The 23459-nt window shown below is 33.5% G+C and carries 19 protein-coding genes and 2 tRNA genes; 12 read left to right on the top strand and 9 right to left on the bottom strand.

Annotation, left to right across the window (positions count from 1 at the left end; genetic code table 11):
* Nucleotides 1–63: 63 nt before the first annotated feature.
* Together AC2TDS_RS07300 and AC2TDS_RS07295 are read right to left on the bottom strand one after the other, a co-directional pair.
* A complete protein-coding gene (locus AC2TDS_RS07300) occupies nt 64–2580 on the bottom strand; it encodes a T9SS type A sorting domain-containing protein (RefSeq protein WP_484738442.1) in 2517 nt (838 codons plus the stop codon).
* A gap of 126 nt (nt 2581–2706) precedes the next feature.
* On the bottom strand, nt 2707–3798 hold the full coding sequence (locus AC2TDS_RS07295; RefSeq protein WP_484738441.1) for a bestrophin family protein: 1092 nt from the start codon (nt 3796–3798) through the stop codon (nt 2707–2709).
* A gap of 177 nt (nt 3799–3975) precedes the next feature.
* Here AC2TDS_RS07295 and AC2TDS_RS07290 point away from each other — a divergent pair, with 177 nt between their 5' ends.
* On the top strand, nt 3976–4131 hold the full coding sequence (locus tag AC2TDS_RS07290) for a YqaE/Pmp3 family membrane protein (protein ID WP_484738440.1): 156 nt from the start codon (nt 3976–3978) through the stop codon (nt 4129–4131).
* 93 nt (nt 4132–4224) lie between these two features.
* Nucleotides 4225–4587, top strand: coding sequence for a hypothetical protein (locus tag AC2TDS_RS07285; RefSeq protein WP_484738439.1), 363 nt, complete (start codon nt 4225–4227; stop codon nt 4585–4587).
* A 9-nt stretch (nt 4588–4596) separates the two neighbouring features.
* Here AC2TDS_RS07285 and pafA read toward each other — a convergent pair whose 3' ends face one another.
* The gene (gene pafA / locus AC2TDS_RS07280) at nt 4597–6237 is read right to left on the bottom strand and encodes an alkaline phosphatase PafA (RefSeq protein ID WP_484738438.1); all 1641 of its coding nucleotides are present in this window, start codon (nt 6235–6237) and stop codon (nt 4597–4599) included.
* A gap of 118 nt (nt 6238–6355) precedes the next feature.
* Between pafA and AC2TDS_RS07275 the strand changes: the two genes are divergently transcribed.
* From AC2TDS_RS07275 to AC2TDS_RS07260, 4 genes are all read left to right on the top strand, one after another.
* Nucleotides 6356–7096 carry an MlaE family ABC transporter permease gene (locus AC2TDS_RS07275; RefSeq protein ID WP_484738437.1) on the top strand — a complete coding sequence of 247 codons (741 nt, stop codon included), beginning with the start codon at nt 6356–6358 and terminating at the stop codon, nt 7094–7096.
* Nucleotide 7097: 1 nt separating this feature from the next.
* On the top strand, nt 7098–7862 hold the full coding sequence (locus AC2TDS_RS07270; RefSeq protein WP_484738436.1) for an ABC transporter ATP-binding protein: 765 nt from the start codon (nt 7098–7100) through the stop codon (nt 7860–7862).
* Between the two features lie 133 nt (nt 7863–7995).
* Nucleotides 7996–8068: transfer RNA gene (locus tag AC2TDS_RS07265), tRNA-Lys, on the top strand.
* Nucleotides 8069–8111: 43 nt separating this feature from the next.
* Nucleotides 8112–8194: transfer RNA gene (locus tag AC2TDS_RS07260), tRNA-Tyr, on the top strand.
* A 216-nt stretch (nt 8195–8410) separates the two neighbouring features.
* Here the strand turns inward: AC2TDS_RS07260 and AC2TDS_RS07255 are convergent.
* A complete protein-coding gene (locus AC2TDS_RS07255) occupies nt 8411–11257 on the bottom strand; it encodes a C10 family peptidase (protein WP_484738435.1) in 2847 nt (948 codons plus the stop codon).
* 334 nt (nt 11258–11591) lie between these two features.
* Here AC2TDS_RS07255 and AC2TDS_RS07250 point away from each other — a divergent pair, with 334 nt between their 5' ends.
* The 6 genes from AC2TDS_RS07250 to AC2TDS_RS07225 all read left to right on the top strand — a co-directional run bounded on the left by AC2TDS_RS07250 (nt 11592) and on the right by AC2TDS_RS07225 (nt 18568).
* Entirely contained in the window at nt 11592–13997 is a 2406-nt protein-coding gene (locus AC2TDS_RS07250) for a TonB-dependent receptor (RefSeq protein ID WP_484738434.1), read from the top strand.
* A 77-nt stretch (nt 13998–14074) separates the two neighbouring features.
* The gene (locus tag AC2TDS_RS07245; protein ID WP_484738433.1) at nt 14075–15190 is read left to right on the top strand and encodes a C1 family peptidase; all 1116 of its coding nucleotides are present in this window, start codon (nt 14075–14077) and stop codon (nt 15188–15190) included.
* Between the two features lie 271 nt (nt 15191–15461).
* Entirely contained in the window at nt 15462–16913 is a 1452-nt protein-coding gene (locus tag AC2TDS_RS07240; protein ID WP_484738432.1) for a TIGR00271 membrane domain-containing protein, read from the top strand.
* 148 nt (nt 16914–17061) lie between these two features.
* Nucleotides 17062–17499, top strand: a complete 438-nt coding sequence (locus AC2TDS_RS07235; protein ID WP_484738431.1) for a hypothetical protein — start codon at nt 17062–17064, stop codon at nt 17497–17499.
* 156 nt (nt 17500–17655) lie between these two features.
* Nucleotides 17656–17835, top strand: a complete 180-nt coding sequence (locus AC2TDS_RS07230) for a hypothetical protein (protein WP_484738430.1) — start codon at nt 17656–17658, stop codon at nt 17833–17835.
* A gap of 538 nt (nt 17836–18373) precedes the next feature.
* Nucleotides 18374–18568 (top strand): hypothetical protein, encoded by a 195-nt coding sequence (locus AC2TDS_RS07225; RefSeq protein WP_484738429.1) that lies wholly within the window; start codon nt 18374–18376, stop codon nt 18566–18568.
* Nucleotides 18569–18573: 5 nt separating this feature from the next.
* On the opposite strand, the gene AC2TDS_RS07220 is transcribed toward AC2TDS_RS07225, so the two are convergent.
* The 5 genes from AC2TDS_RS07220 to AC2TDS_RS07200 form a co-directional block, all read right to left on the bottom strand.
* Complete coding sequence (locus tag AC2TDS_RS07220) at nt 18574–18783, bottom strand: hypothetical protein (protein WP_484738428.1); 210 nt, start codon at nt 18781–18783, stop codon at nt 18574–18576.
* A gap of 14 nt (nt 18784–18797) precedes the next feature.
* Complete coding sequence (locus tag AC2TDS_RS07215; protein WP_484738427.1) at nt 18798–19634, bottom strand: hypothetical protein; 837 nt, start codon at nt 19632–19634, stop codon at nt 18798–18800.
* On the bottom strand, nt 19606–19794 hold the full coding sequence (locus tag AC2TDS_RS07210; protein WP_484738426.1) for a hypothetical protein: 189 nt from the start codon (nt 19792–19794) through the stop codon (nt 19606–19608). The genes AC2TDS_RS07215 and AC2TDS_RS07210 overlap by 29 nt, the downstream gene beginning before the upstream one ends.
* 552 nt (nt 19795–20346) lie before the next feature.
* On the bottom strand, nt 20347–22434 hold the full coding sequence (locus AC2TDS_RS07205; RefSeq protein ID WP_484738425.1) for an OmpA family protein: 2088 nt from the start codon (nt 22432–22434) through the stop codon (nt 20347–20349).
* A gap of 125 nt (nt 22435–22559) precedes the next feature.
* Nucleotides 22560–23453 carry a Ppx/GppA phosphatase family protein gene (locus AC2TDS_RS07200; protein WP_484738424.1) on the bottom strand — a complete coding sequence of 298 codons (894 nt, stop codon included), beginning with the start codon at nt 23451–23453 and terminating at the stop codon, nt 22560–22562.
* Between the last annotated feature and the right edge of the window lie 6 nt (nt 23454–23459).

Here is a 23459-nt window from a genome sequence, read left to right as displayed (position 1 = left end):
ATATAAAGAAAAAAAATGCTCGTTTTATTTTACAGTAAATTCAAACAATAACTGGTATAATCATTATCGTAAAACAAGTTTCTTTGTTAGGCTTTTATTGTTATTCGTAATTTTAACAAGGTAAATACCACTCGAAAACTTGTCAAGAGAAATGGTTTGATGAGTTTTACTCATGCTTGTATTATTGATGACTCCACCTATAATATTGTATATTAATACATTCGTTTTTCCAGTTAGATTGTGTAATCTAATATTAAAAACTTTAGTGTCTGTTGGGTTCGGGTATAAAGTAACCGCCTCTTCTGGGAGTTTACTTTTGTTGATATCCAATGCTGAAGGATCTATCGATACTTCCCAAACACCTCTTCCATAGGTTGAAGCTCTTAACTTATTCGTTGCATAATGAATTTCAATATCGCTTACAATAACATTTGGTAACCCGTTACCTAAACGAATCCAATCTTCATTAGTGTTTGTTCTATAGTAAACACCAAGATGTGTCGCTAAAAATAATTCTCCATCTGAGCTGCCAGTTTTATAAATGATTTTATAGGTAGGGACATCTGGCAAAGAACCTGATATGTTCGTCCAATTCACTCCTTCATCTGTTGATTTGAATACTTTGGCTCCTGAATATCCAGAGTAGCAGATATATATTTCAGAGGGGTTTGTTGGGTGTACTTCTATACTTTTCACGAAGCCTGATCTAGGAAGCGTAACAGCAGACCACGTGGCTCCTCCATCTAATGTTTTTTTTACCGTTCCATTTTCACCAGAGACATAAATTACATCTGGATTAGAGGGTGAGATAGAAATGAATTCAATTGCTCCTACTTGAGAATTCAAGTTAACCCAGCTATCACCTCTATTTGTTGACTTATAAAGATCTCCAAATCCACCAAAAATTATTGCAGGGTTGGTTGGATGTATTTCCAATTCCCAAACAAAAGGAGCTCCATTTGGTGTGTTAATATAGGTTGCAGGAGTACTAAAACCATTTAGTGTTCTTTTCATTTGTCCGGCCTGACTGCAGGCCCAAGCAATGTTAGAGTTAGAATAGTCCCATAAGCCGTCAACACCATCACTACCTGGGTTTTCTCCTTTAAACCCGTTTGCTCCGTCGTACACCGCAATGTCGTTGTCTTGAGCGCCCAAAATCAATTTACCTTCGTCTTGAGGGGTTCCAGAAACATTGTAATATTGAGTAATAGCTAAGCCAGAAGATAAATCTTCCCATTTGTTATTTAAGGAAGCATCACCTTTAAAAACACCGCCGTCATTAACTGAGAAGGCGATATTTGTTTCTGGAATAAACATCATATCATGATGATCCGAATGTACGTAGAAGTAAGGGTTTCCATTGACCCAATAACCATCTAAATATTTTTCCCAAGTTGTTCCTCCATTTTTTGAACGCCAACCATCTACTCCTCCTGCTAAAATTAAGTTTTTGTCAGTGGGAGAAATAGCCAGACACATATTATACCCTCCTTGTGAATTGAAACCAGGTATGTTGGAGACAGTCACCCATGTACTGCCTTGATCAGAAGATTTTTTAATTGCCCCATTATTATTTATGGAGAGAATTAAATTTGGGTCATGAGGTGTTTGCGCGATATCGATTCTACTAGAAGAAAGGGAAGAAGTAGTTGACCAACTAACACCATTATTTGATGAAGTGTAGAATCCCCCTCTATATGAAGTAGCATAGATTAAAGAGCCGCTGTCGGTTTTATACTCAATATCATTGAAGTAGGCGTTATTTTGTATAAAAGCATCTGTCCAAGTATCGCCTCCATCTGTTGATCTTTTAATACTGTTTTTTGTAGTTGCAAAAAGGATGTTTGAATTGTTAGGGTCGATGAGTAATTTACTAATACTATTATTTTCTTGTAGAGAGAAACTTAACCCTGTAACGTTCCAAGTTTCGCCTGCATCGGTTGACTTAAGAACGCCAATTGATCTATTGTTATGACCATCCCAGTCACCAGTAGCTACATAAAGAGTGTTTGTGTTATTTGGGTCTATAATGATATGAGAAACACCCATGTTTGGTAAGTTATCACCCTTAGCTACCCAGTTTTGACCTCCATCTGTTGTTTTCCAAACGCCGCCTCCAGGGCTGCCAACATAGATTGTATTGGTATTTGATTTATCTATTGCTAATGTATTTAATCTTCCCATGCCAGGATAGTAGGTAATTGAAGATTCTGGAAACGTAGTCGGGCCTACTAAAGACCAGTCAACGCCCATTACGGTTCTATTCTCTCTTAATCTTGAATATTTTTTCCATTCTTTTTTCCATTCATTAAAGTTATGGGTAGCAGTAACGAAAGAACCATCGGGTAAAATTCGGTCTTTCCACAAGGCGGCCCAGCGTTCAAAATGTTTGATGTTTTTCTTGCTTTTTTGATCGTTCTTTGATCGAATGCCTTTTAAGGCTCTTCTATTTTTTTTAACAACATCAAAATAGTTGCTGTTTTCATCAAGCGTAGCAGTTCTCCATGAATAATCTTGTGCATTTAAAGAATAGGAAAGGAAGGTGATGATTCCCAGAACAAGAAACAGTTTAGTTTTCATTATAGTATTATTTGAGTTACTATAACGACAGTTAAAATATAGAAAACCCTACTTCATTTTTTTTAATTAAAGCAGGGGTCTCTTTGTAATATGTTGTTTTTCAGAGCGTTAGAACGGGTTGCTTATTTAAAGTATAATATCGTTTTTCCAAACATAGGGAGCAGGTATATTTGAATCATCAATCAATTCACGAATGTCAATCTCAATACTTCTTGAGAGATCTGTAATAGGAACATCATTCGGGCCTCCTTCAAATGGGTTTTCTGAGTTTTCACCTATTTCTTCCATTGTAAAGAATACCCAAGATATTAAAACGCTAAAGGGAATTGAAAACCACTCGAAATGGAGAGCTATAAACTTTTGTATTCGATGCATGATGTCAGTTCGTATTTCATTTTTTGAAAGGGTATCTAATATCCGATCGCCTAACGATTCAAATTCTTGCATCATTCCGTATGGCAGTAAAATGATAAAAATCCAAACAAAAATGAAGTTTAAGGTAGCAAATTGCCTTGGGTATGGAAAGTTTTTGATACGTTCTGACTTCCCTTGCAATGTGTATAACTCAACTATTATTTTTTCAATTTCCATATGACGGAAATTATCAATGAATCCTTGATTTTGCAATTCTTTAATTCGCCTAGATTGAATTCCGAGTAGTTGGGAAGCTTGATTTCCTTTAGCAAAAACTTCCTTGTATTCTTTTTTTGTAAGGTAGGGCCCAATTGCTTCTTCTATCGGAATCTCGTTTTCTAAAATACGAATATGTTCTGCCCGATATTCTCGGTTTGATTTGTTGGTGTTTAGATGGTTTTCCCATGGTTTGTCTTTCCGTAGTTGATAACGAAGAGCTGTTAACCAAGCTATATGGCGGTATACTAGTTCTTTGTGAATTACTTTCAGTTGGTTGTTAGAAAGAGAGTCGTTTTTTATAAAATCTTTTACCATCACTGTAAAAGAACGAGAAGTGTTTACGATTCCTCCCCATATTTTACGAGCTTCCCATAAACGATCATAGGAAGCATTGTTTTTAAAACTGACAATAAAAGAAACCGCAGTCCCTAAAACACCTAGTGGTAACCATGGCACATATAACCATTTCCAACGTAAGAGGTCAAACAAAAAAACGGGGATAAAACTTAGTAGTAAAAACACATAAATATATCTTCTAGTCCAACGAAGCATTCCTGCAAGTGGGTAAGTTTTTTTAATGTACATAAATAGAAACTTGTTTTCTTCGAAATTAATAAAAAAATAGGTTAATAAAGGTAAGGTCTATGTTTTTGTGAGTAAGTCAGGTAAAGTAAATTCATCTATGCATATGTTTTTAAAATTTAGCTTATTTGTAACAAAACAACTATTCAATCGTCTTTATTAAAAATACTAAAGAGATCTATGAGTTTATTAAGAGTTTTACTGGCTATACTTTTTCCTCCATTAGCAGTTTTGGGAAAAGGGTGTGGCTCTGTTGTTATTGTGCTGCTGCTTACACTTTGTGGTTGGGTTCCTGGTGTTATAGGAGCTTTAGTGATTTTGAATAATCCGAATTAAATGATGTTTTTTTGTAAGGATTTCGTAGCTAATGTGACTTTCTATTTAAAGATGTGTCATAATAGTGTAACAATGATTTAAAACCCCCAATATATGAAGTCCCTTAAAAAAATCTCCTTAGCATTTCTTCTACTCTGTTTTTTTACAGAAATCCCTGTAATTTTTTCGCAACAGGTAATAGTAGAAAATGGAGTTGAGTATTTGATTGAAAAAGATGACGTAGAAGATGAAAACTCATTATCACTAGACCTAGTTCGATCTGTAAAAAGTGTAGAGAATAAAGTTGTGGTTAAAAAAAAGAAAAAAAGAGTTCGAAAGGTGAATCCAAAAGATTTGGAAAATCTTATGAATGCAGGAAATAGTTTGAGATATAGAAAGGTGCGAGAATCGAACAAATGTTTTAAAGAAACTACGGAGAAACAGTGTGAACCAAAAGATAAAAAAAACGCTCAATAGAGCGTTTTTTTATTTTAAAACTTCTTCAATTACTTTTCCAGTACTACCATTAGGAAACTCTATTTGCAAGAGGTTCGAAATTGTAGGGGCAATATCTATGATTTCATATTTTTTCTTTGATGAACCTTGTTTTATACCGTGACCATAAAAAATGACAGGAACGTGAGTGTCATAAGAATACCCTGAGCCATGAGTAGTCCCTTTTTTAGGATAGATAATGGTTGATGGGTTAGGAATTAACAGTACATCTCCAGAAAATTTTTGATTATATCCATTCTGTAAATAGTTTAGAATCCCATCTGTAAATGTGTTATTTTGCATTGTTTTAGCAGTGACAGCTTTGTATATTCCTTTATAATTTATTGCTTCATAAGCGATTGTTTGACTTACTTTTTCATGGTCTAATTGTAACTCATTGATCTTATCTTTATTTAGAAAAATTTGAAAATTAGAAACATTCTCAATTAATTGATCAGACTTAAAGTGCTTAAGAGTAACTTCTTTTAGGAAGTTTAAAAATTTAACAGGCTTAATATAGTTCGCAGGAATTCTAAGCGATTGTAAATAAGCAGGAACTTGAGTCGCTGCATGATCAGCGGTTAAGAATAAGGTGTACTTGCCTTTTCCAACTTCAGTATCTAAAAATTTAAATAACTCTGCTAAATCTTTATCTAAACGTAAATAAGTGTCTTCGGTTTCTTTAGAAGCAACGCCAAACTGATGTCCTACATAATCTGTGGAAGAATAACTAATAGCTAAAAAATCTGTATTCTCAGATTTGCCTAAATTTTCACCAATAATGGTGGCTTTGGCAAAGTCTGTAGTAAAAGAGTTTCCACCTGGAATTGTTTTTAAAATACTGTAATTTTTATTTTTGGCTCTCAGGGAAGGAATATCATGTGGAAAAACAGGTTTTTCTTCTCCTTTGAATGGAGCTTCAAAATTATTGTTATCAACAACACTTTCGGTGTATGTGCTAATATCGTATAAAGTTTCCCATGGTTTACTTAGATATTCATCAGCTATGTTTGAATTGTTGAAATCCACTACCCAATTAGGTAATTCTTCCATATAAAAAGAAGAAGAAATCCATTGTCCTTTGTCACCACCATCAAACCAGTATGCAGCGTTCGCTGTATGTCCTGCTGGTAAAATAGCAGATCTATCTTTAATAGCAATACCAATGGTTTTACCATGCATGTTTTGTGCTAAATGTAATTGATCTGTGAGGGTGGTAGTAACCATCCTGTACGGAGATTTGCTACCTCCATTACCATCGTTGCCAATCGTGTTATACCGATCATCAGTTACACAATAAATAGATTTTTTTTGATACTTATCATACCAGTTGTTGCCTATAATTCCATGATTAGTTGGTGTGGTTCCTGTATAAATAGAGGTGTGTCCGACAGCGGTATAAGTAGGAATATAGTTAAAATGAGCATTTTCAAGTGAGAAACCACCATTTAACAAACGTTTAAAACCTTCATTGCTATATTTTTCAGCAAAACGAGTAAGGTAATCATAGCGCATTTGATCGACTACGATACCGATCACTAATTTAGGTTTTTTCGACGTGTTTTTTTTCCTTGGTTGGCAAGATGCAAATAATACTAACAACGCCAATATTAGATAAACATTTTTTTTCATTTTTAATTTAATTATAATAAACAAAGGTAATTAATTATAAAGAAAGCTTAGACATATAAATATCGGTATAGTTAATGGATTTTTATACTTTAGCAAAAGGAAAAAACAATTTTGATAAATGAATTACATTGAGCACATAGGTAAGTATTTTATGATGCTGAAAGAAGTGTTTACTAGGCCACAACGTGCGAGAGTTTTTAAGGAAGCACTGTTAAGAGAGATCGAGGAACTAGGGCACAAATCAATTGGAATTATTGCTTTTATATCATTTTTTATAGGAGGGGTAATAGCATTGCAAATGGCATTAAATTTAGAAAGTCCGTTTATACCAAAATCATTAATTGGTTTTGCTTCTAAACGGTCTGTGATTTTGGAATTTGCTCCTACCTTTTGTTCCATCATTTTAGCAGGTAAGGTAGGGTCTTATATAACATCTAGTATAGGAACGATGAGGGTTACTGAGCAGATTGATGCATTGGAAGTTATGGGGATAAATTCATTAAGTTATTTAGTATTGCCTAAAATTATAGCTACCGTATTTTTTTACCCTTTTTTAATTGTTTTAGGAATGTTTTTAGGGGTGTTTGGAGGATGGATTGCAGGGGTGTTTTCTGGACTTTTCTCAGGAATAGATTTCATAAACGGAGTACAAATGGAGTTTAATCCGTTTTTGATAACATACGCATTGATTAAAACAGTGATTTTTGCCTTTTTAATTGCTACGGTTCCTTCTTACCATGGATACTACGTAAAGGGAGGGTCGTTAGAAGTTGGAAAAGCGAGTACACAATCTGTAGTGTGGACAATCGTGGTAATTGTAATAGCTAATTATTTCTTAACTCAAATGTTGTTAACTTAAAATGATAGAAGTAAAAAACTTACATAAAGGATTTGGTGGCGTTGAAATTTTAAATGGTGTGAGCACTACGTTTAATTCAGGTGAAACAAGTCTAATAATTGGGCAAAGCGGATCAGGGAAAACAGTGTTTTTGAAATCTTTGGTAGGGCTTCATACTCCGGAAAAAGGAAAGATTTTGTATGATGGGCGGGTCAATACGGAAATGGCGAAAGAAGAAAAAAGACAGTTTCGTCAGGAATTAGGAATGGTGTTTCAGGGAAGTGCTTTATTCGATTCCCAGACGGTAGAAGAAAATGTCATGTTTCCTCTGAAAATGTTTACCAAAGACCCTGATGATGAAATGCTCGATAGGGTAAATTTTGTATTGAAAAGAGTGAATTTAGAAAACTCAAATCAAAAATTCCCAGCGGAATTATCTGGTGGAATGCAAAAGAGAGTCGCTATTGCAAGAGCTATTGTAATGAATCCTAAATATTTGTTTTGTGACGAACCTAACTCCGGACTGGATCCTAATACTGCCATTGTAATAGACAACCTCATCCAAGAGATTACAGATGAGTATAAGATAACTACAGTGATTAATACGCATGATATGAATTCTGTCATGGAAATAGGCGAAAAGATAGTTTTTTTACAAAATGGAAGAAAAGAATGGGAGGGAAGTAGTAAAGAAATATTCAAAACAGAAAATGAAGCAGTGGTTAATTTCGTGTATTCTTCGAACTTATTTAAAAAAGTTAGAAAAGCATATTTAAATGATATGTAAGTAACTTTCTGTTTTTTAAGGAGCTAAAAAAAAAGCTGTATTTTTTCAAAAAATAAATTAATAAAAAGTTTGTCTAATCAATAAAAGCTTCTATATTTGCACCCGCAAACGCAGAAATGCAAGAGCAAAAAATGACCGGGTAGCTCAGTTGGTAGAGCATCTCCCTTTTAAGGAGAGGGTCCTGGGTTCGAGCCCCAGCCCGGTCACTTAAAGACTTCTTTCATCAAGAAGTCTTTTTAAAATATACTCGGGGAGATTCCAGAGCGGCCAAATGGGACGGACTGTAACTCCGTTGTCTTACGACTTCGCAGGTTCGAATCCTGCTCTCCCCACAAAAGCCTCGATCATATAGATCGAGGCTTTTTTTTACGCATATTTTACGAATCAAGAACAATTGAAAAAACACTCATTTTCTTTTACAGTAAATTCAAACAATAACTGGTATTAGTCCTCTAAAATTAGATTAAAAATTGATCCCAAAAAAGCTCTTAGAAATTATTTTCTAAGAGCTTTTATAACTAAATCAATTGTTGTAATTGATAAAAGGATTATTGATCAGATTTTATAAATGATTTCGAGTATTTATTTTTTAGATCAAATACGGTTATGAAATATAAACCAGATGGTAGATTTTCAATATTAATGGATGGAGATAATGGCTTTCTTTCCATTATTCTTCCGTTAATGTCAGTTATTTCATAGGCTCCGTTTTTAAGAGGCACAGGAGGGTTTATCGTAAGTACTTTGCTAGAAGGATTCGGGTAAACTAGTAAGTTCATTAGAGGCGATCTGTTGCTGCCATTTGCTATAGTGTTATTTTGACGCGCAGAAGATGAAATAATCTTAACCGTATAATCTTCAACTTCACCGTCATCGAAAGATTCACATGCCGTTGGTGCGTATTTGTATTTCATTGCAACACGCATTCTTGTCAATCCTAAAGAAGCGTCTACAGGTATTTTGATAGCATAGCTATTTTTTCGACCATTTTTTGTTGTAGCGGAAACAACTTTTTCACTAGATTCAAAGATCCCGTTTTGGTTGTAATCTATCCAAACTCCAAAATGTTCTTTATAAGTACTCCCACTAAAACCGGCGCTTAGGATTAAATCATTTGTCGAATTTATAATTACGGTGGCTACTTTATCAGTAAAATCAGCATACCCATTATTTTCACCAGTAGGATTAGTCATATCATTAAAAGACACAAAATCAATCCACTCGTATGTTGTTCTGTTTCCTCGAGATTCACAATAATTTGGCAAGGTATCTAATGTAGTAATGCTAACATTATTGCTTTCTTCCGATATGTTTTCTGCATAATCAATTGCTTTAATAGAAAAGGTATAGCTAGTGTTGGCTTCTAATTCTGTTATGAAATGTTGTAAAGAGTTTACCGTTGTAATTTTTATATTATTTTGATAAACTTCGTAAGCTTTTATTTTGGCATTATCAGTAGAAGCATTCCAAGTTAGTGTTAGAGATGTTTGAGTAATATTGGATGCAGTTAAATTACTAGGGATCGAAGGTGGTTCTTTGTCAATAACGATGCTTTTATAAGTGATATTGTCAATCATTGCGAGATCTCGCCCTATGTTAACAGAACCATCTTTTTTATAGGACCATGTAAGTGTATGTTCACCTAACGGAATGTTAAAACTAGTGGTTGTCCATGGTATGTCACCGCTCCATTTTTTTAATTCTTGACCATCTAGTTTGAAAATTAAAAAGTCATATCCACTTTCTGAGGAAACAGTATAATCAAATTTTACGGTACTACTTACTGGGAAATTTTCAATTAGCGAAATATTTGACTCTTGGTTGTTGGATATATTGCTCGATTGAGTAAAATGGTTATTGTCATTCTCGATGGTAAAAGGAAATCTTTCGTTGTTGGAAAAATTAGCTTGACTAAAATCGGCTGTTTCAAAATCAATAATTGATGTTTTCACGACTTCATCGTTTCTTAATACAAGTATTGTGAATTCGTGCCTAGTAGTGTTAGAGCCGTCAGTAGCAATAACAACAACTTTGTGAGATCCAGCATCATTTTCAGATGGGGAACCCTGCAATAGGTATTGCCCATTTTTAGATTCAAAAGTTAACCATGACGGGCTTTCGGTCAATGATACTTCAATATTATCTTTTCGGTTTTCATCTATTACAGACATTTGATACTGATAATTGTTCCCAATACGTGTATATGTTGAGGGTTCAGAAGTAAATACAGGGGCAACATTTGTTGGGTACAAATTTATCATGATGGCATTGTTATCTATCCAATTGTATTTCCCACCATGTGTAATCATTTCGGTTAGATAAAAATAACCATTGCTTCTACCTGCCCAACCCCAGTTAATATGAAAGAAATCACCCTGTTCTGTTGTGTCATAACCGTCTAAAGCGAAAAGATGTCCTGCTCCGCTAGCGCTTGGGTCTTCGAGGTTTTTGCTTCTTCCAGAATAGAGTACAGGTCTTTTTTCATTAAGTTGCTCCTTAATAATGTTGTTCCAGTTTTGATCAGAATAATTATATCTATACACCATACTAGCACCTTCATTGTATTTGAAATATTGTTTTAAAGCAGACAAGGCGTCTCCTGAATAGGCACCGGACCCACCATTGGCTGATGTTCCGTAGTTCATTTCTACGGCAACTCCACAATGATATGATAGCTTTGCGTTCTCATCATCAGCGATTGTTTTGGACATATTATTCCAGTCATAAGTTTGTTGTTCGAAGTTAACTGAGAGTATTCCATATTTATGATGTGAATATGATTTTTGGGATCTACCAATGGTTGGAAACTCCCAATATCTCATTACTTGGCTCATTGCTGTAGCAACGCAACCTACAATTGCTTGCCCATCATCGTCAGTTGGACAATATTTATTAAATCCATTCGATTGTGTATAAAGAATGTCGTCCATGAAAGGAGGTATAACCTTTGTTCTACTCTGATTTTCAGTTGAATTGAGTAGTGTTTTCCATCCTGGATTTGCAACAGTTTTTTTACCATGTTTCTGTGCTTTAGCACTTTCGAAAACAAAAGATTTATAAGCGTTAAGCAAATTTTTGACTGCTGGGTTTTTCTCAGTTGAATCAAATAAATTTGTATCTGAATATCCTAAAATTGGTTTCGTAGAATCGTCTGCTGAGACAATTACAAACCCATCATTGTGATAATTAACGATGTAATAAACCAGTTTTTCACTAAAAAAAACTTCTTTGATAGAAGTGATTTTTTTTGAGATTGAATTAATTCCTTTGCTATGTATTTGGTTAAGCCATTTGTTAGCAACCAGGGTGGCTTTATTTTTGTCAATTGGATCCGCAAAAATGCTTTTAAAGCAAAGTAATAACACAATGCTAAGTATTGTAATTTTATCTTTCATTATAAAATAGTTTAAATTCGAGGGCAAAACTATATAATATTAATACGTTGTAAAATAAGTGGTTATACCATATGTTCATGGGGGTTTTTCTCATTTTATATAGGGAGTGCTAAGGAGTAGGGCTTAGGGGTAATGAGTATGGTAAAGTCAACAATTTAGTGAAACGGAGTAATTATTAAATAAGTGGTAAAAATTACATCCATAAGTTATGGATGTGTGAATTTGTTTTTTGGGGTAAAATACTACCTGTTTTTTTAAATAATTACACAATAATGTTTAATGTTTTCTGTTTTTTGATAAACAAAATGTATATTTGCCTTCTAACTATATATTTATGAAGAAGCTAGCATATATTTTTTTAACCTTTAATTTCTTGGCATTAAATGCTCAAGATTTTGGCGTTATAAAAGGAAAGATAATAGATTCAAAAACTCGTGAAACGATTCCTTTTGTTAATGTATTTATTGTTGGAACTCAAAAAGGAGGAACCACCAATGACCAGGGTGAATTTACAATAAAAGATGCACCATTAGGCTACCATCAGGTTCAAGCCTCTTTTCTGGGCTACAAAACAACTGTTTCTGAAGACTATTTGGTAACAAGAGAGAAAATTCCTTACATAGTGGTTGAGATGACCGAAGATGCAACACAGCTTGCAGAAGTTGAGGTGAAAACGAAACTATTTAAAAAGACATTAGAAAGCCCACTTTCCTTGCAATCATTAGGGGTTGCTGAGATTGAAAGAAATCCGGGGGGAAATCGTGATGTTTTACGTGTAATTCAGTCTTTCCCTGGTGTGGCATCTAACCCTGGGTTTAGAAATGATATTATTATTAGAGGTGGTTCAACCTCTGAAAACAAATTTTATGTAGATGGAATTGAAGTACCTGTGATAAATCACTTTCAAACACAAGGAGCAACTGGTGGTCCGGTAGGTATTATGAATACTGACTTAATTAGAAAGGTAGATTTTTACGCAAGTGCATTCCCTGCGAACAGAGGAAATACCTTAAGTTCAATTATTGAGTTCACTCAAAAAACAGGAAATCCTGATCGATTAAATGTAAGAGCTACTTTAGGAACGTCTGACGCAGGTGTTACCCTTGATGGACCATTAGGAAATAATACTACCTACACGGTTTCAGTTCGTCAATCGTATCTACAGCTTTTGTTCAAACTAATTAAGCTGCCTTTTTTACCAACGTATAATGATTTTCAGTTCAATATTAAAACAAAGTTAAACGATAATAGTGAGTTGTCGGTTATTGGTTTAGGAGCCATTGATAATTTTGAAATAAACAAAGAGGTAAATGATGGTGTAACAGAGGAGGAAACATTGAAGAGAAATCAAGTTATTCTAAATACAGTTCCAGTTAATAGTCAATGGAATTATACAGTTGGGGTGAATTATAAACGATTTGGAGAAAATGCTACCCAACAATTTGTACTCAGTAGAAATGAATGGAAAAACAAAGCGATAAAGTATTTTTTAAATGATGAATTAGAAAGACCAGAAAATTTACTTTTAGATTATAATTCTAAAGAAACTGAAAATAAATTCCGATTTGAAAACACTGTAAAAAAAGGAGAGTATGCATTTAATATTGGGGTTAATTTAGAATTAGCGAAGTATACAAATAATACATTTCAAAAAATAGTAAACACACAAAATGTAGCAGAAAAGAATTTTTCATCTACTGTAGATTTTTTTAAATATGGAATGTTTGGTCAATTTTCAAAATCATTTTTTAATAAGGCGTTAGGAGTTTCTTTTGGCTTTAGATTTGACGGAATTGATTATAATAACGAGATGAAAAATATATTTAATCAATTTTCACCGAGAATTGCAACCGTATATAATATAAATGATAAATGGTCATGGAATACTTCTTTAGGAATTTATAAACAATTGCCTTCTTATACTATTTTAGGGTATCGAAATACGGCAAACGAGTTAGTGAACAAAAACGGGTTAAAGTATATAGAGTCTCAGCATATGGTTACGGGTGTTGAATTTAAACCCAATACTACTTCGAAAGTAACTTTAGAAGGGTTTTATAAAAAATATAAAAACTATCCATTTTCTGTAAGAGATCAAATAAGTTTGGCAAACCTCGGAAATGATTTTGGGGTAGTTGGTAATGAAGAGGTAGTGTCTAATTCTGTAGGAAGAGCTTATGGTTTTGAAGTGTTAGCACAGAAAAAATCATACAAAGGCTTGTATGGTATCGCTGCGTATACCTTTGTTCGTAGTGAGTTCAAAAATAGCATGGGAGCTTATATTCCTTCTACATGGGATAACAGACATTTATTAACGATTACAGCAGGTAAAAAGCTAGCCAAAAATTGGGAAATAGGAACTAAGTTTAGACTCGTTGGAGGGAGGCCATATACACCGTATGATTATGATGTCTCTTCGGTAAAAACAAATTACGATGTGAGTAATGGTGGGATTTTGGATTTTGCTCGATTAAATGAAGGACGTTATAAAATGTATACCCAATTAGACCTTAGAGCTGATAAAACTTGGTATTTAAAGAGATATTCTATCAATTTGTATGTAGATGTGCAAAACCTATATGCTAGCATTGCTGATGGGCAACCGTTTTTATTACCTCAAGAAGATGCTGATGGCAATAGATTGTCAGATCCTAATGATTCTTCCAGATATTTACTAGAGGAAATTGAAAGTTCTTCTGGGAGAGCTATACCGAGAATTGGAGTAATTGTAGATTTTTAATTTTTATTGATAGATACATTTCAAATCTTTTTAAAAAAAGGTAAATTGCCGTCAAAACAACTAAATAAAAATATAAGATGAAGCAACTATTCATTGCAACTGCTTTTTGCGTGCTGAGTATAACCGCTATTAATGCTCAGAAATATCAATTTGAAACGGTAAAGGATATAGAAAAAACGGAAGTAAAAAGCCAAGGAAGAACAGGTACTTGCTGGAGTTTTTCTACTACGTCATTTTTAGAATCAGAGGTTATAAGATTGACGGGGAAAAGAATAGATCTATCAGAAATGTACACGGTTCGCAATACCTATTCAGAGAAAGCCTTGACTTATTTATACCGTCAGGGTAAAGCGCAGTTTAGTCAAGGTGGTTTGGCACATGATGTGATTAATTCAGTTGCCAAGAAAGGCCTGGTGCCAGAAGAAGTGTTTACGGGACTTGATTTCGGACAAGAAAAACACAATCATGCAGAGTTGATTGCTGTATTAAAAAGCATGTTAGATGCCTATATTGAAAACCCAGCAAAACAATTAAGTCCTAAGTGGAAGCAAGCTGTAGAGGCTGTGTTAGACGTCTATTTAGGTAAGAATACAGATGAATTTGTGTATGAAGGGAAAAAGTATACCCCGAAATCATTTGCTGAATATGTAAACATTGAACCTTCAAATTACGTAACAATTTCTTCATTTGAACACGTTAAAAAGTACGATAAATTTATCTTAAATATTCCTGATAACTTTTCAAATGGGGCTTTTTATAATGTGTCATTAGACGAGTTAGTAGCTGTTACAGAAAAAGCTATTGAAAATGGGTATACTGTTGAATTAGATTGTGATGTTTCTGAAAAAACTTTTTCATCTAAGGCTGGAGTGGCTGTAATTCCTGTAATGAGTTCAGAGAACAAAAAAGGGTTGGAAGAAATTGTTCAAGAAAAAAACATTACTGCGGCATACAGGCAAGCTGAATTTGAGAATTTTAATACTACTGACGATCACTTGATGCATATTGTGGGTATTGTAAAAGACCAAACAGGAAATAGGTATTTTAAAGTTAAAAATTCTTGGGGTACTCGTCAAGGAAATCAAGGCTATGTGTTTATGTCAATACCTTATTTTAAACTGAAAACAATTTCGGTATTATTGCACAAAGATGGAATTTCTAATTCTTTAAAAGATAAGTTAAGAATACAATAGTAGCTCAATATATAAGCAGTAAGTAATACGGTTTTCTTATGTAAGAAAAATAGTACACCTCTTAACATTCGACGTTTTAACAAAGCACCATTATCATGGTGCGTAAAATGAAATAGGTGGTTTTAAGTATAAAATAGGTGTGCTGTGTAAAATATTTTTTAAAAGCCTTAACATAGGTGTAAACCCGAAGTATGAGTACTTCGGGTTTGTTTTTTACCATTTTATTAACTATGGAATTTTGTATCTTTCCACAGATAAAAAAGCGATACGTATGGAAGAAAAGCTGAACAAGGATAAGTCTGTAGAAGAATCAAAACAAGCGGTACAAGACGATGCTAAAGGATTATGGCAAAGCTCTAAAAAGTTTTTGATAGAATTACTAGATTTTCGCCATGACACTGATCAAGAAGCAACCATTGAGGCAATAAAGGGAGATATTGCCTTTAAAGGAGCCACGGCATGGATTTTAATTTGTTCTATTTTTGTGGCATCCATTGGTTTGAATGCTAATTCAACAGCCGTAGTTATTGGAGCGATGTTAATATCACCACTAATGGGACCTATTTTAGGAATAGGAATGTCTATTGCGATTAATGATATTGATACCTTGAGAAAATCATTAACAAACTTAGCAACTATGATTGTTTTAAGTTTATTAACCGCTTTTTTGTTTTTTGCCATATTTCCGCTAAAAGAAGAAACTTCTGAGTTATTAGGAAGGGTTAAACCAGATATCAGAGATGTGTTAATTGCCTTTTTTGGTGGATTGGCATTGATTATTGCCAGAACAAAAAAAGGAACTATAGCTTCTGTAATATTTGGAGTAGCGATAGCCACGGCTTTAATGCCTCCTTTGTGTACAGCTGGGTATGGTTTGGCTATTGGGAATTATGATTATTTTTTGGGTGCCATGTATTTGTTTACTATTAATACCATCTTTATCGCTTTAGCCACTTTTGTTGTGTTGAAGTTATTAGGTTTTACGATGATGCGTTACGTAAATTCAGCAAAAAGGAAAAGAATTGCTCGCTTGGCATCATTTGTTGCTATTTTAGTTATGATTCCGGCGGTTTTTACATTTATCAGAGTATATAAGGAAACCGTAATTATGGCCAATTATGAGGCATTTATAAAATCGAAGGTTGAGGCAAATGAAAATTTATGGCTACAACGAAAAAGTATACACAAGAAATCTAAAGAAATAAAACTGTTTTTTAACGGAGAAATTTCTCCAGCGATAAAATCGAGTTTAAAAAATGAGTTGAAAAGTTTTGAAAAAATAAAAGACTTTAAGTTACTATTTAATGAGAACAGCGCAAAAAGTTTAGATGATTTATCAATGTCATTGCAAAGATCGTTTGCTGATTTAGATGAAAAAAATAGTATTATCAAGGGGCTACGTCAAGAAGTTGAGGAATTGAAAGGTACTATTGCCAATTTAAATGAACGTATTGAGCAAGAAGCAACGAATAGAGATAAAAACAGTATTCCTTTTGGTTCAATTGCAAAGGAAGCGAAAATTAGGTACAATGATATAACGTCTATCAGTTTCTCTAAAAAACTTATTTCTAAAGATTTTATTAAGGTCGATACTATTCCTGAAATAGTAGTTACCTGGAACAAAATATTACCAGACTCTACGGTTCTTAAAAAAGAAAAAGAATTGGAAAAATGGTTAAAAAAAGAACTGGCGATTGATAATTTGGTGCTAAAGCAGTACTAAAATGTTTTGTGCAAAAATGAGTGGTTTTTCTCTTAGAGTCCAATTTGTCTATGATTATGAATCTTTTAGGTTGGAAATAGATTTACATTGTATATATTTGTTCTAGTACATTGAGTTATGTATGTCTTTATGAATTAAATATATTTTTATGTATAAAACAACGGTAAAAAGAATTATTACATTTATTGAGAAATACGGAGTTTCGGCTGAAGAAATGGAAAGAATTATAGGGGTCGAAATAGGGATGCTTGAAATAGCAATTGAAGAAGAACCAGAAATGCGCGATAGATTGGTTATTGAGATTTTAAAGAATCATCCTGATTTAAATGCGAATTGGTTGATTCATGGAGTAGGTAAAATGTTTACCGATAGTGGATCTAGTGAATATGTGGTTGATTTGCGAAATGTAAGTAGAGAAGATGTATTAGATTATATTTTAAGTAATCCAGATGCTTTTAGAGAAGAACCCAAAATTGATGCGGTAGTCACGTTGTTTTCAAATTTTGAGCAACAACGAGAACTTAAAAAGGTTTATCATAAAATTGAAAAATACGAAAAGTTACTAGATGATGATAAACAGGATTGATTTTTTTAAAAAGAAATCGGTTTTTTTGTTTAAAAACGTACACATTTTCTGATCAACTTGATCATTAATTCTATGGGTGTTGTTTTCTTCAGTTAAATGAGAATCGGTTGATTCATGGAGTAGGTAAAATGTTTACCGATAGTAAATCTAGTCGATATGTGGTTGATTTTCGAAAGGGTAAGTAGAGAAGATGTATTAGGTTATATTTTAAGTAATCCAGATGCTTTTAGAGAAGAACCCAAAATTGATGCGGTAGTCACGTTGTTTTCAAATTTTGAGCAACAACGAGAGTTTAAAAAGATTTATCATAAAATGGAAAATACGAAAAGTTACTAGATGATGATAAATAGGGCTGATTTTTTTAAAAAGAAATCGGTTTTTTTGTTTAAAAACGTACACATTTTCTGATCAACTTGATCATTAATTCTATGGGTGTTGTTTTCTTCAGTTAAATGAGAATCGGTTGATTCATGGAGTAGGTAAAATGTTTACCGATAATAAATCTAGTCAATATGTGGTTGATTTCCGAAACGTAATAGAGAAGATGTGTTAGATTATATTTTAAGTAATCCAGATGCTTTTAAAGAAGAACCAAAAATAGATGCGGTAGTTACGTTGTTTTCAAATTTTGAGCAGCAATGAGAGTTTAAAAAGATTTATCATAAAATTGAAAAATACGAAAAGTTACTAGATGATGATAAATAGGGCTGATTTTTTTAAAAAGAAATCGGTTTTTTTGTTTAAAAACGTACACATTTTCTGATCAACTTGATCATTAATTCTATGGGTGTTGTTTTCTTTATTTAAATACGAATCGGTTGATTTATGGAGAAGGTAAAAATGTTTACCGATAGTGCATCTAGTCAATATGTGGTTGATTTTCGAAAGGGTAAGTAGAGAAGATGTATTAGGTTATATTTTAAGTAATCCAGATGCTTTTAAAGAAGAACCAAAAATAGATGCGGTAGTTACGTTATTTTCAAATTTTGAGCAGCGACGAGAGCTTAAAAAGATTTATCATAAAATTGAAAAATACGAAAAGCTACTCGATGATGATAATCAGGACTGATTCCTTTAAATAGAAATCGGTTCTTTTTTGAGTAAAAACGCACACATTTTCCGATCGACTTGGTCATTGATTCTTTCGGTCTTGCCTTCTTCTTCAAGAACTTTTTCAGCGATCTCAATAATTGTTTTCTTCTCACGGTTTTTTAGTTGCTCCCGTGTGGAATACGTTTTCTTTCTAAAAATTCTTCTTATTATGTTTGCTAGTAATGTTTTCATAATGTTAATGTTGGCTAAACATTTTTTAATGTGGTGGATATGTCCTTGTCAAAGGCATTTGCGTTTTCTTTAACGCTATCAGTAGACAACATGGGTTTACCGTTTTTTTCGAAAAACAAAGCTTTTAGTGCAACTCGTGGATAGTGAATGGTTTTAATTCGATCAATTAATGACAGTTGTTTTAAAATAATATCGTCTTTATAGGTGTAGTTTTTAACAAAGAAATATGTAAAAAGGCTAGATAAAATCGCACATCCCAGAATTACGACTATATAACTGTTTTTAGTGAAATCCTTTTGGGTAAGAAAAGTAAGGTGCATTAACCAAAAAAACGATACGGTTATTCCAGTTAATGATAAAAACTGGAATTTGTAATTACTTCCACTAACAAGGTCGTGATAAAGTGATTTACAGCTAAAAAATAATAAGGCCGTAACCAAACCAAAAACAAAAATCCAAAAATGAAAGCTATTTCTTCCTCTGAAATTGTGTTTCTTTTCTAATAATCTCTTTTTTTTCGTGTATTCTTTAAGATTATTGTTAGAAGATTTGTAGTGTTCTTTGTAATCGACTAATAATTGAGTCGATAAAATTAATATTGAGTCTCTATTGGTTTTGTTTTTTACTGCATGATTGAAATCTCTGATTAATTTAATAGTGTTTGAGTCTCGCTCCTTGATAATTCCTTTGTAGGTTGTTTTGTGTGCCAAAAAATCTTTAGAATAGGGAGAAAAGAAAACATGAAATAGGGACATGGTAACTAAGGTAAAAGAAACCATGCCTACTATTAATCCTTTTAATTTATGAGGGAACGTTTTTTTTCTAAGCTCCTTCTTCTTCCTCGTCAGCATCCGCACCTCCGTCATTTTGTGGGTCGACGAATTGGATGCTGTTGAACTCTCTGATTTCTTGTTCTTCATGTTTTTCAATTTCCTCTAATGAATTGTCTGTACAACTAACAGATAATAATAGACTTAATATAACAGTAAAAATTGTAACTACTTTTTTCATGATTTACTCTAGGTTTTAAATTATCAATAGAGTAAATGTAAGACTTATTTAATTTTTAAATGTTAAATTATCTGTCTTTTAGAATATTAACTCATGTAAATGAAGTCAAACTTACTTCGTTTTTTTAAAAAATACAATACCTAATACCCCTAGTTTTCGCTCAGGGTTTTCCCTAGTGTGTCAAGATCGAATCTTTTTTTTTATAGTTGTTTTGGTTAGGGAAAATAACACCAATTCTGACGTTAATTTACCGACCATAATTGTTATGGTAAATTGATCTATAGGTAGATACTGTTTTAACGTTAAATTATCGCTATTACTTTGATGGTATAGAGCCTTATAGTTATTTGAAACCTCTTAATGAGTGAAGGAGAATTAAAAGGTAACTTCAAAACCCGATCGGTATAAAACATAAGCATCACGGGAAAGAAATATTTATCGGTAAATCGTATAATTCGGGTTTAACTGAAAATTGTAGAAAGAAAGAAACCGAGCATGGCTCGGTTTCTTTCTTTTGATTACTTTGTTAGAGTAATTGCAGTAGGTATGGAGTTACTTTTGATTAATAACTCTAAATGTGGTTCTACGATTAGCAGCGTGCTCTCTTTCTGTACAAGAAACACCATCAGCACATCTATTAGTCAATCGGTTTTCACCGTAACCGTTAGCGGTTAATTGACTTGGGTTAATTCCTTTTGAAATTAAGTAATTAACCACCGATCTCGCCCTTCTTTCAGATAAAGATTGGTTGCTTTCTTTGGTACCTCTTGAATCTGTATGAGATTCAATTGACACAGCAATACCTCTTCTTAAAATAGGTAATAATCGGTTTTCAATTAATTTTTTAGCGCCTGATGTAAGCGTAGCACTGCCTAAATTCCAGTTAATTGGTAAAGGAGTACTTTCAACTAACTTACATTCTACTTCTTTCCACGATGTTAAGCCACCTTTAGAAACTAATGTTTCTTTTGTGATAGTCTTACTTTTTGCAGCTACCGGAATCTCTTCCTTCCATGCGTCTTTAACTAATATCGTCTTTTTAATGGTCTTATAAGTAGGTTTACCTTTCACTAAAGTTGTTGAAGGTGGCGTTGCCATAACCGTTTTCTTCATGGTTGTAGTAACCTCTGGAATATCAATAACCTTAGTAGTGGTAACAGCTGGTATTTCTTTTTTAATCGCTGTGGTAGCTTCTGGTATTTCAATAGTTCTAGTAGAAGGAGGAGTAGTCATTACTCGTTTCTTAATTACCTTGGTTACCGCAGGTACTTTAATTGTTCTTGTTGTTGGAGGGGTTACCATTACTCGCTTCTTAATAACCTTGGTTTTAGCCGGTATCTCTACAACTCGGGTTGTTTCAGGAGTAATAACGGTTTTCTTAATAACATTCGTTTCTGCTGGTATTTCAATGGTTCTAGTGGAAGGAGGAGTAGTCATTACTCGTTTTTTAACGATTTTTGTTACTGCAGGTATTTTAATCGTTCTAGTAGAAGGAGGTGTAACCATTACTCGTTTTTTAACGGTTTTTGTCACAGCAGGAATGTCAATTGTTCTAGTACTAGGTGGAGTTTTCATTACTCTTTTTTTGTAACTAGCTATTCCACATCCTTTTGAGCCAGCTTTGCTTTCATCACATTCTGGTGTAGATACCAACGAAGCGTCTTTTTCCAATACAGTTTTATTGATGTTCTGATATTGAGCGGGGACTTCTTTATAACACCAGTAACGACAATCATTCGGGTCAGAAGATTCACAATCGGGTGCTTTTTCACTCATTTGCCATCTAGCCGATTTTGCTCTTACTTCGATAGTTTCCATATCTTGATTAAAAGAGGCTGGTATGATGCTTAATTTAGAACCGTAAACTTTTCTCTTGTAAGTTACTGTTTCTTCTGCGTAAATAGCAGGAATCGCCTCTAATCGCTTCGAGGCTTCTTTAATGGTAACCACAACATCTTTCATTTCGTATTTAGCAGGAATCAGTTCAATTCTTTCTCCCGCTTCTTTAATGGTAACTACTACATCGCGCATTTCATATTTTGCAGGAATAACTTCTAAACGTTTAGAAGCTTCTTTCACAACCACAGATTCATCTACGATACTAGTTTTAGCCGGAACTTTAACTAAACGTTTGCTTGCTTCTTCTACCGTGACAACAACGTCTTTCATTTCGTATTTAGCAGGCACTATTTCTAATCGCTCTGTTGCTTCCTTAACGGTCACCACTACATCACGCATTTCATATTTTGCAGGAATAACTTCTAAACGTTTAGAAGCTTCTTTGGTAATTACTGATTCAGTAGTTACTCTAGCCTTTGATGTCGATTTTGTAATACGCTTGGCAGCTTCTCTTGTAACTACTGAAAAGGTTTCTGTTTTATATTTGGCTGGAACAACAACTAATTTCTGGCTTCCTTCATCCACCAAAACTCTCTCTGTAATTGTTTTGTATTCTGCTGGGTGTGTGATGATTCTTTTATAAGCAGGCGCTACTTCAATTGTAACATTTTCATTTTTCCATATTTCAGGAGTCTTACATCGAACATAACATTTCCCTGGTTCCGCATTTGTTGGTAAGTCTTGCGAAAAAGCCGAGTGTCCAAAGACTAGTAAAGCTCCAGATAATAATAGTTTCTTCATAATTGATAAAAATTTGTATTGTGATTATTTAGTCTCTGTCTAATATGACACGTTGAGGGGTAGCTAGGTCACATGTACACAAATATATACAATTTTATCAGATGTTAAAGCTTTGTTAAACTAAATTATAATTTGTTAAAATACAAACTTTTAATAATACCGTCTGAGAGCCCTATTTTAGGGACAAATATTTTTCGTGCGCCGCTCCATTTCATAGCAGAAAGATAAATTTTTGTTGCAGGAACAATAACATCTGCTCTGTCTGGGTTAAGTCCCAGCTCAGATATTCTGTCTTTGTATGACATTTTCTTTAAAAATTGGTATTGCGCATTTAAGTAGATATAAGAAATAGGCTTGTCGTGTTGTCTACCAGACATCTTAAACAGTTTATTTATGTTTCCTCCAGAACCAATTAAAGATATTCTTTTGTAGTCTTTCGTGTTCTCTTCTACCCAGTTTTGAACCTTTTTGAAAATTGCTTTGTTTTCAGGTTTTTTGTTGTTTATAAGTCTTACAGTACCTATTTTAAAAGATTTAGAATTTATTATTTTTCCTTTTGAAAATAAGGTGAATTCAGTGCTACCTCCACCAACATCAACATATAAATACGTACTGTCCGATTCAATTAACTGATTTAAATCGGTATATGATATTATAGCGGCCTCTTTTTTCCCGTCTATTATATCTATTTCAATATTTGCTTTTTGCAATATTATTTTAGCAACTTCTTTTCCATTAGAGGCTTCCCTCATTGCTGAGGTAGCACAAGCTTTGTATTTTTCAACTCCATGTACTTTCATAATAAGTTTGAACGCTTTCATGGCATCTATCATTCGGTTGGTATTGTCTTCTGAGATAATTCCAGAAACAAAAGCGTCTGCTCCCAATCGAATAGGAACTCGAACTAATGAAGATTTTTTAAATTGGGGGGAGCTGTTTTCTTCTTCAATTACGTTGGCAACCAATAATCTTACAGCATTTGAACCAATATCAATGGCCCCGTATTTTGTTATTTTCAAAACTAG

The sequence above is a fragment of the Tenacibaculum profundicola genome (genome assembly GCF_057220795.1).
This window is presented reverse-complemented; position numbering and strand designations above follow the sequence as displayed.

Bases quoted from the DNA above. Each gene is read 5' to 3' on its own strand.
- AC2TDS_RS07300 (WP_484738442.1), bottom strand. From the start codon at position 2,580: ATGAAAACTAAACTGTTTCTTGTTCTGGGAATCATCACCTTCCTTTCC.
- AC2TDS_RS07295 (WP_484738441.1), bottom strand. From the start codon at position 3,798: ATGTACATTAAAAAAACTTACCCACTTGCAGGAATGCTTCGTTGGACT.
- AC2TDS_RS07290 (WP_484738440.1), top strand. From the start codon at position 3,976: ATGAGTTTATTAAGAGTTTTACTGGCTATACTTTTTCCTCCATTAGCA.
- AC2TDS_RS07285 (WP_484738439.1), top strand. From the start codon at position 4,225: ATGAAGTCCCTTAAAAAAATCTCCTTAGCATTTCTTCTACTCTGTTTT.
- pafA (WP_484738438.1), bottom strand. From the start codon at position 6,237: ATGAAAAAAAATGTTTATCTAATATTGGCGTTGTTAGTATTATTTGCA.
- AC2TDS_RS07275 (WP_484738437.1), top strand. From the start codon at position 6,356: ATGAATTACATTGAGCACATAGGTAAGTATTTTATGATGCTGAAAGAA.
- AC2TDS_RS07270 (WP_484738436.1), top strand. From the start codon at position 7,098: ATGATAGAAGTAAAAAACTTACATAAAGGATTTGGTGGCGTTGAAATT.
- AC2TDS_RS07255 (WP_484738435.1), bottom strand. From the start codon at position 11,257: ATGAAAGATAAAATTACAATACTTAGCATTGTGTTATTACTTTGCTTT.
- AC2TDS_RS07250 (WP_484738434.1), top strand. From the start codon at position 11,592: ATGAAGAAGCTAGCATATATTTTTTTAACCTTTAATTTCTTGGCATTA.
- AC2TDS_RS07245 (WP_484738433.1), top strand. From the start codon at position 14,075: ATGAAGCAACTATTCATTGCAACTGCTTTTTGCGTGCTGAGTATAACC.
- AC2TDS_RS07240 (WP_484738432.1), top strand. From the start codon at position 15,462: ATGGAAGAAAAGCTGAACAAGGATAAGTCTGTAGAAGAATCAAAACAA.
- AC2TDS_RS07235 (WP_484738431.1), top strand. From the start codon at position 17,062: ATGTATAAAACAACGGTAAAAAGAATTATTACATTTATTGAGAAATAC.
- AC2TDS_RS07230 (WP_484738430.1), top strand. From the start codon at position 17,656: ATGTGGTTGATTTTCGAAAGGGTAAGTAGAGAAGATGTATTAGGTTAT.
- AC2TDS_RS07220 (WP_484738428.1), bottom strand. From the start codon at position 18,783: ATGAAAACATTACTAGCAAACATAATAAGAAGAATTTTTAGAAAGAAA.
- AC2TDS_RS07215 (WP_484738427.1), bottom strand. From the start codon at position 19,634: ATGCTGACGAGGAAGAAGAAGGAGCTTAGAAAAAAAACGTTCCCTCAT.
- AC2TDS_RS07210 (WP_484738426.1), bottom strand. From the start codon at position 19,794: ATGAAAAAAGTAGTTACAATTTTTACTGTTATATTAAGTCTATTATTA.
- AC2TDS_RS07205 (WP_484738425.1), bottom strand. From the start codon at position 22,434: ATGAAGAAACTATTATTATCTGGAGCTTTACTAGTCTTTGGACACTCG.